The sequence below is a fragment of the Flavobacterium sp. KH_001 genome, from assembly GCF_057840745.1.
In genome coordinates this window covers 1,656,810-1,668,596 of the sequence record NZ_CM174520.1, presented here as the reverse complement: position 1 = coordinate 1,668,596, position 11,787 = coordinate 1,656,810, and the positions used below count along the sequence as shown (strand labels likewise).

The following is an 11,787-nucleotide window of genomic DNA, read 5'->3' as shown; positions in this document are numbered from 1 at the left end:
TTATAAGTATTGTTTGTTTGATTATTTGTACATTACTTTCTTTACTGCTTTTACTACATCAGCTGCATTTGGCAACCAGTCTTTTAGTAAAACAGGAGAGTAAGGTGCAGGAGTATCTGCTGTTGTAATACGCTGAATCGGCGCATCAAGAAAATCAAAAGCTTGTTCCTGAACGATATAAGTGATTTCAGAAGAAATACTTGCAAATGGCCATGCCTCTTCTAATATTACTAAACGATTTGTTTTTTTAACTGATTTTAAGATCGCTTCGTTATCCATTGGACGAACTGTTCTTAAATCGATAATCTCACATGAAATTCCTTCTTTAGCTAATTCATCAGCAGCAATAAAAGCTTCTTTGATAATTTTTCCAAAAGAAACAATAGTAACATCAGTTCCTTCACGTTTAACATCAGCAACTCCTAATGGAATTGTATATTCTCCGTCTGGCACTTCACCTTTGTCACCATACATTTGCTCAGATTCCATAAAAATTACAGGATCATTATCACGAATTGCAGATTTTAAAAGCCCTTTTGCGTCGTAAGGTGTAGAAGGAACTACAACTTTAAGACCAGGAGTATTGGCAAACCAGTTTTCTAAAGCTTGAGAGTGAGTTGCTCCTAATTGACCTGCAGAAGCAGTTGGCCCACGAAAAACGATTGGCACATTAAATTGTCCACCAGTCATTTGACGCATTTTAGCAGCATTATTTATAATTTGATCAATACCAACTAAACAGAAGTTGAAAGTCATATACTCTACGATAGGACGACAACCGTTCATAGCTGATCCTACTGCAATTCCTGTAAAACCAAGCTCAGCAATTGGAGTGTCAATAACTCTTTTTTCACCAAACTCAGCAAGCATTCCTTTTGAAGCTTTGTAAGCTCCGTTATATTCTGCAACTTCTTCGCCCATTAAATATATGGATTCATCGTGACGCATTTCTTCGCTCATCGCTTCACAAATGGCCTCTCTAAATTGTATTGTTCTCATATTTATATTGTATGTTGAATTTTCTGAAGAGCAAAAATAAATATTTTAAATAACTTAAAAGCATAAATTGAACTTAAAATCACACGAACTTCGCCCTCTTCTTTCGCTTTTAACGTTTAAAATTTTATTGTGACATTTACGAAATCGATATAATTGCGATTATTCCACCCGTAAAAACATTTTTCAGACAAACACCTCCTTATTTGTTTAATTCTGATTTCAGCGAATTCTATCTTCAAACGGAACAAATCAAAAATTAGTACACATGCACTTCAAATTTAACAGTTCTCTACCGGATTAGCATTGCAAAATTCCTAAGAATCAGAGCCAATAACTGAATTTTCAATTTTATAGTCTAACAAAAGCACTTTCAAATTCCATAATCTTCGAAAACGTAATAGTTTTTAAAAAATATTATGCATGCATAGTATATTATTCCGATTTTAATTTCTAAATTTGTCAAACCATATTATAAATATCAAAATATATACTTATGAAAATATTAGTTTGCATCAGCCATGTGCCTGATACTACTTCAAAAATTAACTTCTCCAATGGTGATTCAGAATTTGATACCAACGGTGTACAATATGTAATTAATCCTAATGATGAGTTTGGTTTAACACGTGCAATTTGGTTCCAGGAGCAACAAGGAGCAACTGTAACTGTTGTTAATGTTGGAGGACCTGACACAGAGCCAACTTTGCGTAAAGCATTGGCAATTGGTGCAAACGAAGCGATTCGTGTAAACGCTAATCCAACTGATGGTTTTTTTGTTGCAAAACAACTAGCTGAAGTTATTAAGAATGGTGGTTATGATCTTGTAATTGCAGGAAAAGAATCTTTAGATTATAATGGAGGAATGGTTCCTGGAATGATTGCAGGAATTTTAGGTTCTAACTTTTTAAACTCTTGTACAAACGTAACCGTTGATGGAAACAATGTAAAAGCAGTTCGTGAAATCGATGGTGGAAAAGAAACTGTTAGTACTACTCTACCTTTAATTATTGGTGGACAAAAAGGTCTTGTTGAAGAAAAAGATTTGCGTATTCCAAACATGAGAGGAATTATGACAGCAAGAACAAAAGCTTTAACTATCCTTGAACCAGTTGACGCTCCTGTAAATACAAAAGCAGTGAAATTTGAAAAACCAGCTCCTAAATCAGCAGTGAAATTAATTTCTCCTGATAATTTAGATGAGTTAGTTAATTTATTACACAACGAGGCTAAAGTAATCTAGTATTCAGTAATCAGTTTTTTTAGTGATCAGTTTTCAAACTTGAAACCTGAAACTTTAAACTTTTAAACAAAAAATTATGTCAATATTAATATATGCAGAATCTGCAGAAGGAAAATTTAAAAAAGTTGCTTTTGAATTAGCTTCTTACGCTAAAAAAGTAGCAGAATCTTTAGGGACTACTGTAACCGCTTTGACTGTCAACATCAGTGATGCAAGCGAGTTATCTAAATACGGAGTTGATAAAGTTCTAAAAGTAAACAACGATAAATTAGCAGGTTTCACAGCTAAGGCTTACGCCGATGTTATCAAACAAGCTGCTGAAAAAGAAGGAACTAAATTAGTATTACTTTCTTCTACAACAGACAGTATTTACCTTTCATCATTAGTTGCAGTAGCACTAAACGCAGGTTTTGCTTCAAATGTCGTTGGATTACCAGTAAGCACTTCTCCTTTTCAGGTAAAAAGAAATGCTTTCTCAAACAAAGCTTTCAATATTACAGAAATCAGTACTGATATAAAAGTACTTGGTTTAGCTAAAAACTCATATGGAATATTCGAAAGTGCAGGATCTGCAACTGAAGAAGATTTCAACCCATCTATTGGAGACAATGATTTTGGGGTAAAAGTAGAATCAGTAGAAAAAGTAACAGGAAAAGTTTCTATCGCTGATGCTGATATCGTAGTTTCTGGAGGACGTGGGTTAAAAGGACCTGAAAACTGGGGATTAGTTGAAGACTTAGCTGCAGTATTAGGTGCTGCAACAGCATGTTCTAAACCAGTTTCAGATTTAGGATGGAGACCTCATAGCGAACACGTTGGACAAACAGGAAAACCAGTTGCAACAAACTTATATATTGCAATTGGAATTTCTGGAGCGATTCAGCATATTGCCGGAATCAACTCTTCAAAAGTAAAAGTAGTAATCAACAGTGATCCTGAAGCGCCTTTCTTTAAAGTTGCTGATTATGGTATTGTTGGAGATGCATTTGAAATCGTTCCTAAGCTAACAGAGAAATTAAAAGCTTTTAAAGCACAACATTCTTAATTTAAAATTCTCTATCAAAATATAGCTGCCTAAAAACAAGATAATCGTATCTTTGTTTTAGGTAGCTTTTTTGTTCCATATTTTTTGATTAAAATTGCACCTTTATTTTTCAATCAAAAAAAGTATTAAAATGAGGCATCAATTGCCCTTTTTTACCCACATATATGAGTCTAGTAAAATTGTCCATAAAAGGAATTTCATACAGTCAAACTCAAAATGGCGCTTATGCCTTAATTTTGAATGAAGTTGACGGTGAAAGAAAACTACCAATTGTTATTGGTGCTTTTGAAGCCCAATCGATTGCTATTGCCTTAGAAAAAGAAATAAAACCTCCTCGCCCATTAACACATGATTTATTCAAAAACTTCGCTGAAAGATTTGATATTGTTGTAAAACAAGTCATCATTCACAAGTTAGTTGATGGTGTATTCTATTCTAGCTTAATCTGCGAAAGAGACAAAATCGAAGAAATTATTGATGCAAGAACTTCTGATGCAATAGCCCTAGCGTTACGTTTTAATGCTCCGATATTTACTTATAAAAACATACTGGATAAAGCCGGAATTTATTTAAAATCAAATACTGCAGACACCGATTCTGGTGCTCAGGAAATTGATGACGTACTTTCTAATCCGGAAACTTTTGGTCACGAAGAAGAAAGCAATCAATCTGGTGATGTATATGCAAAACATACATTACAGGAATTAAATGAACTTTTAGACCAGGCCGTTTCTCAGGAAGATTATGAGAAAGCCGCTAAAATTAGAGACGAAATCTCGAAAAGATAATTATAAAGCAATAAGCAATAAGCTTTAGGCAGTAAGCTTAAAGCCTATTGCCTAAAGCTTAAAGCAAAAAAAATCATGAAACAATACTTAGATTTAGTAAAACATGTTTTAGAAACCGGTTGCCAAAAAGGAGACCGAACAGGAACAGGTACAAAAAGTGTTTTTGGTTACCAAATGCGTTTTGATTTAAGTGAAGGTTTCCCAATGGTTACTACCAAAAAACTACACTTAAAATCTATCATTTACGAATTGCTTTGGTTCTTAAAGGGTGATACCAATATTAAATACCTACAGGATAATGGAGTAAAAATTTGGGATGCCTGGGCAGACTCAAATGGAGACTTAGGCCCTGTTTACGGGCATCAATGGCGTAATTGGAATAGCGAAGAAATTGATCAGATCTCTGAATTGATTACCGAACTGAAAACAAATCCAAATAGCCGAAGAATGCTGGTCTCTGCATGGAACCCATCTGTTCTGCCGGATACAAAAAAATCATTCGAAGAAAACGTAGCAAACAACAAGGCAGCTTTACCTCCTTGCCATGCCTTTTTTCAATTTTATGTTTCGAGTCCCGATATTGAAAAAGGCGAGACAAAAGGAAAACTTTCTTGTCAATTGTATCAGCGAAGTGCTGACATATTTTTAGGAGTTCCTTTTAATATCGCTTCTTATGCATTGCTAACTATGATGATCGCTCAGGTTTGTGATTTAGACGCAGGCGAATTTATTCACACTTTTGGTGATGCACATATTTACAACAATCATATCGAACAATTGGAGTTGCAATTAAGCCGCGAGCCAAAACCTTTACCAAAAATGATTTTAAATCCGGATATCAAAAATATTTTTGATTTTGATTATAATGACTTCACGCTTTTAGATTATGAACCTCATGCTGGCATAAAAGGAAGTGTTGCTGTATAAATAAAATCCGCTTGTAATGAGCGGATTTTTTTATACAACTAAAACACTATTTTCACTTCCTGCAAAATCATTCCATTTATAAGAATCAGCTTCAGGATCATTTACATACAATCCGTCAATTACATATTTAAACTCATAAATAGCATCCTTTACTAAGTCATAAGTTGCTTTAAAAGTTCCGTTTTTTAACTTGCTTAAAGCACCTTCTTCCGGATTCCAATTGTTAAAATCTCCCACTACAGCAGCCGAATTTGCATCTTTAGCCTCTACAGAAAAAGTAACTTTACACACTGGTTTTGTTTTGATAAATTGTTTCTTTAAAGACATAACTATTTAGTTTTTAGATTTATACATCTAAATTACAGAAATTCAGCTGAACATTCAACAACCTCCTTATCGATTTATGATAATATCAAAAACGGCATATTTTTTTAACTACATTAACAATTTAAAGTGCAAATAATTTCGTGTTTCTCATTTAGCATTCCTTTGAACATAAATATTATACGATCAAAAACACCATGAATTCAAAATAAATTTTAACTTTATAACCTCATTATTCATTAATTGTCTTATGGAAAAAGAAGTGCACGAACAATACGAATACGCCCGAAGAAGACTTAGGCAAAAGAAAATCCTATATTTTCACTTTGTACTTTTTCTCTTAGGCAGTTTATTTTTATTTATTGCAAACAGATTTTTTGGCTTTGGCGCTAACACAAATCAAAACTGGTGTATTTGGGGCATTACAATATGGTTTTTCATCTTCATTTTACACTTTATCAAAGTCTATATTACGGACAGATTTATGAATAAAAAATGGGAAAGAGAACAAATTGACAGACTTGTTGCTTTACAGCAAAAAAGAATTAGTCAATTAGAGTCCAAAATAAATGAGAATACCGATAATAAAATTTAGTTTTAGAATACCATGATTATAATGATAGCGGCTGTTGCCGAAAATAATGCTCTTGGAAAAAATAATGAGTTAGTATGGCATTTACCAAATGATTTCAAAAGATTCAAATCGCTTACAACCAATCATCACATTATTATGGGAAGAAAAACTTTTGAAAGCTTCCCGAAACCATTACCAAACAGAGTTCATGTTGTAATAACACGTCAAAAGGATTATAATCCAGAAGGCTGCATTGTTGTAGACAGTATTGAAAAAGCGATTTCTGTTTGCCCTGAAAATGAAGATTCTTACATCATTGGCGGAGGCGAGATTTATAATTTAGGAATGGAGCATGCTGATATACTTGAAATAACCAAAGTTCATCACAGCTTTGATGCTGATGCGTATTTCCCTGAAATTGATAAAACCGACTGGCAACTAGTTGAATCCGAAGAAAATTTTAGAGATGAAAAACATCTTTACGATTATACCTATGAAACTTACATTAGACGTTAAATAAAAAAAACATCCTCTTTTGAAGGATGTTTTTTAAAATGATTGATTTTTTTCGATCTGACTCTTTCAGGAAGTAGTTTTTGTAAAAATCACAAATGTTTAAAACATTTGAATTAACTGAATAACATTAAAGTTATTTGAGAATAAATCCCAAAAAGAGCCCTTAATAACAAATACCACTAAGATATTAAAGGCAAGAAAATTAAAATTTCCAAAAACAAATTTAATCCTAAGAACGTATTTTGCACCTATTTAAAATAGTATTGCGGTTTAAAAACAATACTTTCAAAACTACTTACAAGAACAAATGAGATTACCAGTGCAAAGAAGCATTCATTTGATTTAAGTCATTTTATTCTATCAATCATTAAAATTTCATCATTTTATCTTTAGCAAAAGTGGCCATAAATCAAGCATTGCACAATACCCACATTTAGTGATTTTATAAAAATACCTGCTTTTGATTAGAGTCAAAAACCCAGCTCAGATATTTTTTAAAAAGCTTATTCTAAAACATTTGATTTACAAATTAAAAAACGCAATTACAGTTAACACAGTTTGTATTATATTTGCGTAAATAAAAAAAATGTCTGAAAAAATAACTCCATATAAAGACTCTTCTTTAGGTAAAAAAGAACAGGTTGCCCAAATGTTTGATAACATTTCTGGGAACTACGATAATTTGAATCGCGTAATTTCATTTGGAATCGATATTAAATGGCGAAAAAAAGTATTAAAAATAGTATCTGATACCAATCCGAAAATAATTCTTGATATCGCAACAGGAACCGGCGATTTGGCTATTTTAATGGCTCAGACTAAGGCTGAGAAAATCATTGGTCTGGATATTTCTGCCGGAATGCTTGAAGTGGGAAAAAAGAAAGTTGCAGATAAAAACCTTTCTACTATTATTGATTTAGTTTTAGGTGACTCAGAAAACATTCCATTTGAAGATAATTATTTCGATGCCATTACAGTTGGTTTTGGAGTTAGAAATTTTGAAAACTTAGAAAAAGGTTTTTCTGAAATCTTAAGAGTTTTAAAGCCGGGTGGTGTATTTGTTATTTTAGAAACTTCAGTTCCTGATAAAACTCCATATAAACAAGGATATAGATTTTACAGCAAAAATATACTTCCGATAATCGGAAAATTATTTTCAAAAGATAATTCGGCATATGGTTACTTATCAGAATCTGCGGCTGTTTTTCCTTACGGAGAAGCTTTAAACAATATTTTGAGAAAAATTGGGTTTATAGATGTTGTGGCAATGCCTCAAACTTTTGGAGTTGCAACCATTTATTCTGCTTCTAAAAAATAGTATGAAAAAAACAGTAATCTTACTTTTATTAGTCTTATCGACAAAAGGATATTCGCAATTTGCTAAAAGTATGTTTAGCAAGGACCCTATAATCAATCTTGAAAACTGGCAAAAACAACGCCTGTATTTTGGTTATTACCTGGGCTTTAATAGTTTTGATTTTAAATTTGACTACAAAACTCCTCCACAACAAGATATTCAAGTAAAAAAAACAACCGGATTCAATGTGGGTGTTGTAGCTGATTTAAGACTGCAAGAGTACTTAAACTTGCGTTTTGAACCTGGTTTATATTATACTAAACGCGATTTATATTTCCCGGAAGTTGGAGATTTAGAAAAAGATTACTTAAGAGAAGTAAACAGTACTTATATTCATTTTCCGTTATTATTGAAATTTTCAGCACTACGTACAGGAAACATCCGCCCGTATTTAGTTGGAGGAATGTCAACAACATTAAACTTGTCCAGCAATTCAAAATCTAAAGAAGACAACTACGAGGGTAAATTCAGAGTAAAACCGTGGACAGCAGCATACGAACTAGGTTTTGGAATTGATATTTTCTCTGAGTATTTTATTTTCTCTCCTTCAATCAGAGGTATGTTCGGAATTACAGATGAATTAATTCGCGATAATCCAGGTCAGCCGAGCGGATACACTGATAATATTGATTCAATGAAATCCAGAGCAATTTTAATTAATTTCACTTTTCATTAAAACAAATTCTTAACTATTTCGTTTAAATTCACTAAGAATAATTGCTGTTGCGGTAGCTACATTTAAACTTTCCGTTTTTTGTAGTTCTCCAAATCTTGGAATTGAGATTCGGCTGGTTACTATTTTTTCAATTTCTGCTGAAATACCATTGGCTTCATTACCCATAATAATGATTCCGCTTTGAGGCAGATTAGACTGATAGATATTATCACCGTCCATAAAAGTTCCAAAGACCGGTAATTTTGTTTGTGTGATAAAGGTTTTCAGATCAATATAACTAACATTTACTCTGGCAATAGACCCCATTGTAGCCTGCACTACTTTTGGATTATAAATATCTACTGTTTCTTTAGAGCAAATGATTTGTTTGATACCAAACCAATCGCAAAGACGTAAAATTGTTCCTAAATTTCCAGGATCTCTAATATCGTCTAAAGCAATGATTAATCCTGAGTCGATTATTTTATTTTCGGCAGGGATTTTGAATACAGCCAAACAAGAATTTGGAGTTGCCAAAGCACTTATTTTTTTAAGCTCCTGCTCATTAATAAGAGTGCGCTTTGAAGACTGAACAGTCTCAAAATCATTTAAAGTCGTGTATAAATGTTCTAATTCAAAATTGGATTGCAACAATTCCTGAATTACCTTTACTCCTTCTGCAAAAAATAATTGATTTGCGAAACGCTGCTTTTTTTGATGTAAACCTGTTATAAGTTTTATTTGGTTTTTACTAACCATAAAATAATGTACTTTTGAATTAAATATTTAAAAACACTTGAAAAAGAATTCCACAAAAATAATAGCATTTATTCTAATAGCAATATTTATTTGTGCTTGTGATGCTGTAAAAAGAGTTCCTGATGGAAAAAAGCTTCTTGTAAAAAATAATATTCTTGTAAATGGGAAGAGCACCAATGATGAAACTGCATCAAATCAGATGTATCAAAAACCAAATGGTACTTTACTAGGCTATAAATTGCGTTTAAATTTATACAATTTAGCCAATTTAAATCCGGATTCTACATATCAGGCTAAATTTAAAAATAATCCAGGCTTGTATGAGCGTCAGTCAAAATTTTTATCAGCAAAACAAGTCGATCGTCTCGGGCAATCATTTTTGTATAAAGGCATTCATGAATTCTTAAAAAACACTGGTGAGCCACCGGTTATTATTGATACTACAAAAACAAAAAAAACATTATTACGTTTAAAATTCTACTATTTCAACAATGGTTATTTCAATGTAAAAACAGATTATACGATTGATAGCATTGCTCCAAAAAAAGCAAAAATCAATTACAATATTCTTACGGGGCCAGGTTATACTTTAGATTCTATCAGAACAACTATTTTAACTCCCGCCTTAGATTCTTTATATAAAACAAATCCGGAGCCTTCTGTCTTAAAATCCGGTAATCAATATAAAACTTCTGATTTTGAAGAAGAAAAAAACCGTATAACAACTTATTTCAGAAACCACGGTGCTTATTTCTTTCAACCAACTTATGTTACTTTTGATATCGATACCATTGGCAAAAAAAACAAAGCAGACATTAATCTAAAAATTGGCAACAATAATATCCAGGAAAGAGATTCAAGCAGATCTGAACCTTTTAAATTGTATAAAATAAGTGATGTAAATATTTATACCGATTATTCTGCAGCTAATGCAAAAAGCAAAATAACAGACAGTACAACTTATAAAAACTTCAATCTGTACAGTTACAAAAAACTAAAGTACAAACCCCGCGCTATTACGGATGCTATTTTTATTAATAAAGGAAGCACTTATTCTGACACAAGAACAACACTTTCATCACGTTACTTAAACAACCTGAAGATTTTTAATTACCCCTCTATACAATATGAGGTTGATAAAAGAGATTCTACTGCGCAGTCCTTAATTGCGAATGTTTATCTGACACCAAGAAAAAAATATAGTTTTGGAGCCACTCTGGATGTAACACATTCTAATATTCAGGATTTCGGAATTGGAGCCAGTGTTTCAGAAACGATTCGAAATGTTTTTAACCGAGCCGAAACACTAGAAATTTCAGCACGTGTAAATGTTGGATCATCAAAAGACATGGCCAACCCTAATGATAATTTCTTTAATGTTTCGGAATACGGAATTGATACTAAGCTTAATTTTCCAAGAATCTTAATGCCTTTTGGAACCGAAAAAATTATTCCAAAAAGAATGATTCCTTCAACAAGTATTTCTGCAGGTTTCTCAAAGCAACGAAATATTGGTTTGGATAAAGAAAATTTTACCGGCGGATTATCTTATAATTGGTCACCTAAACGTTTAAATACCGTTAAACTTGAAGTACTGAATGCCCAATTTGTACGTAATTTAAATCCTGACAACTATTTTAATGTTTATACCTCTTCATATGACGAATTAAATGGCATTGCAAATGTATACAACACTAAACCAATCAATGTCGATGACGATGGAAATTTAAAAATCCCAACAGGAACGACCGGTTTTACTAATGATGTTTTAACAGAACAGACTGTCTTAACACCTGCAGACGAACAATATCAAGACGTAAAGAGTATCGAAGAACGAAGAGTTCGTCTGACTGAAAATGACTTTATTTTAGCTTCGAGTTACACGTTTACCAAAACAACAAAAAAAGATCTTGCTGATAATAATTTCTATCAATTTAAAGCAAAAATTGAATCAGCTGGAACTTTGCTATCTGCTGTTTCAAATATAGCAAATCTTCAAAAAAACGTAAATGGTAATTACGTAATATTCAACTTAGAATACTCAGAATATCTTAAAACAGAGTTCGATTATATTAAACACTGGGATTTTGGAAAAGAGAAAGTTTTGGCCGTTCGAAGCTTTTTCGGAATTGCGATTCCTTTTGGCAACTCAGATTATATTCCGTTTTCACGAAGTTATTATTCAGGAGGTTCAAATGATAATCGCGCCTGGCAACCTTACTCATTAGGTCCGGGAAGCACTGATGCTTTAGACGATTTTAATGAGGCGAATATGAAAATTGCATTAAGTGCTGAGTTCCGATTTAAAGTTTTTGGAGATGTTAAGGGAGCTGTCTTTGCTGACGCCGGAAATATCTGGAATGTGCTCGATAATGTTACAGATGAGAAGGCAAAATTTAACAACGTAAACGATTTAGCTGAGATTGCTTTAGGAACAGGATTCGGATTACGATACGATTTAAGCTTTTTTGTTGTTCGATTAGATTTAGGCTTCAAGACTTATAATCCGGCACATGAGAAGGGAGACCGCTGGTTCAAAGAGTACAATTTTGGGCACTCGGTTTTAAATTTTGGAATAAATTATCCTTTCTAATGCTAATTAA

At 32.7% G+C, this 11,787-nt stretch carries 12 protein-coding genes; 9 read left to right on the top strand and 3 right to left on the bottom strand.

Annotated elements, in window-relative coordinates:
• Positions 1–21 precede the first annotated feature (21 nt).
• Complete coding sequence (locus AC3ITQ_RS07365) at positions 22–999, bottom strand: pyruvate dehydrogenase complex E1 component subunit beta (RefSeq protein ID WP_026983869.1); 978 nt, start codon at positions 997–999, stop codon at positions 22–24.
• Between the two features lie 493 nt (positions 1,000–1,492).
• Between AC3ITQ_RS07365 and AC3ITQ_RS07360 the strand changes: the two genes are divergently transcribed.
• From AC3ITQ_RS07360 to AC3ITQ_RS07345, 4 genes are all read left to right on the top strand, one after another.
• Positions 1,493–2,239: an electron transfer flavoprotein subunit beta/FixA family protein gene (locus AC3ITQ_RS07360; RefSeq protein WP_489237695.1), complete on the top strand. Its 747-nt coding sequence runs from the start codon at positions 1,493–1,495 to the stop codon at positions 2,237–2,239.
• Positions 2,240–2,315: 76 nt separating this feature from the next.
• Positions 2,316–3,284: an electron transfer flavoprotein subunit alpha/FixB family protein gene (locus AC3ITQ_RS07355; protein ID WP_489237693.1), complete on the top strand. Its 969-nt coding sequence runs from the start codon at positions 2,316–2,318 to the stop codon at positions 3,282–3,284.
• A 164-nt stretch (positions 3,285–3,448) separates the two neighbouring features.
• Positions 3,449–4,072 carry a bifunctional nuclease family protein gene (locus AC3ITQ_RS07350; protein ID WP_056190192.1) on the top strand — a complete coding sequence of 208 codons (624 nt, stop codon included), beginning with the start codon at positions 3,449–3,451 and terminating at the stop codon, positions 4,070–4,072.
• 75 nt (positions 4,073–4,147) lie between these two features.
• Complete coding sequence (locus tag AC3ITQ_RS07345) at positions 4,148–4,999, top strand: thymidylate synthase (RefSeq protein ID WP_194658136.1); 852 nt, start codon at positions 4,148–4,150, stop codon at positions 4,997–4,999.
• A gap of 30 nt (positions 5,000–5,029) precedes the next feature.
• Here AC3ITQ_RS07345 and AC3ITQ_RS07340 read toward each other — a convergent pair whose 3' ends face one another.
• Entirely contained in the window at positions 5,030–5,326 is a 297-nt protein-coding gene (locus tag AC3ITQ_RS07340) for an isoamylase early set domain-containing protein (protein ID WP_026983875.1), read from the bottom strand.
• A gap of 247 nt (positions 5,327–5,573) precedes the next feature.
• On the opposite strand from AC3ITQ_RS07340, the gene AC3ITQ_RS07335 reads away from it, so the two are divergent.
• The 4 genes from AC3ITQ_RS07335 to porT all read left to right on the top strand — a co-directional run bounded on the left by AC3ITQ_RS07335 (position 5,574) and on the right by porT (position 8,446).
• Positions 5,574–5,918 (top strand): 2TM domain-containing protein, encoded by a 345-nt coding sequence (locus tag AC3ITQ_RS07335; protein WP_489237690.1) that lies wholly within the window; start codon positions 5,574–5,576, stop codon positions 5,916–5,918.
• Positions 5,919–5,930: 12 nt separating this feature from the next.
• The gene (locus AC3ITQ_RS07330) at positions 5,931–6,413 is read left to right on the top strand and encodes a dihydrofolate reductase (RefSeq protein WP_489237688.1); all 483 of its coding nucleotides are present in this window, start codon (positions 5,931–5,933) and stop codon (positions 6,411–6,413) included.
• Positions 6,414–6,999: 586 nt separating this feature from the next.
• The gene (gene ubiE, locus AC3ITQ_RS07325; RefSeq protein ID WP_375034547.1) at positions 7,000–7,731 is read left to right on the top strand and encodes a bifunctional demethylmenaquinone methyltransferase/2-methoxy-6-polyprenyl-1,4-benzoquinol methylase UbiE; all 732 of its coding nucleotides are present in this window, start codon (positions 7,000–7,002) and stop codon (positions 7,729–7,731) included.
• 1 nt (position 7,732) lies between these two features.
• The gene (gene porT, locus AC3ITQ_RS07320) at positions 7,733–8,446 is read left to right on the top strand and encodes a type IX secretion/gliding motility protein PorT/SprT (RefSeq protein WP_489237686.1); all 714 of its coding nucleotides are present in this window, start codon (positions 7,733–7,735) and stop codon (positions 8,444–8,446) included.
• Between the two features lie 9 nt (positions 8,447–8,455).
• Here porT and AC3ITQ_RS07315 read toward each other — a convergent pair whose 3' ends face one another.
• Complete coding sequence (locus AC3ITQ_RS07315) at positions 8,456–9,184, bottom strand: TrmH family RNA methyltransferase (protein ID WP_489237684.1); 729 nt, start codon at positions 9,182–9,184, stop codon at positions 8,456–8,458.
• A 37-nt stretch (positions 9,185–9,221) separates the two neighbouring features.
• Here AC3ITQ_RS07315 and tamL point away from each other — a divergent pair, with 37 nt between their 5' ends.
• Entirely contained in the window at positions 9,222–11,777 is a 2,556-nt protein-coding gene (gene tamL / locus AC3ITQ_RS07310; RefSeq protein ID WP_489237682.1) for a translocation and assembly module lipoprotein TamL, read from the top strand.
• Positions 11,778–11,787: the final 10 nt, after the last annotated feature.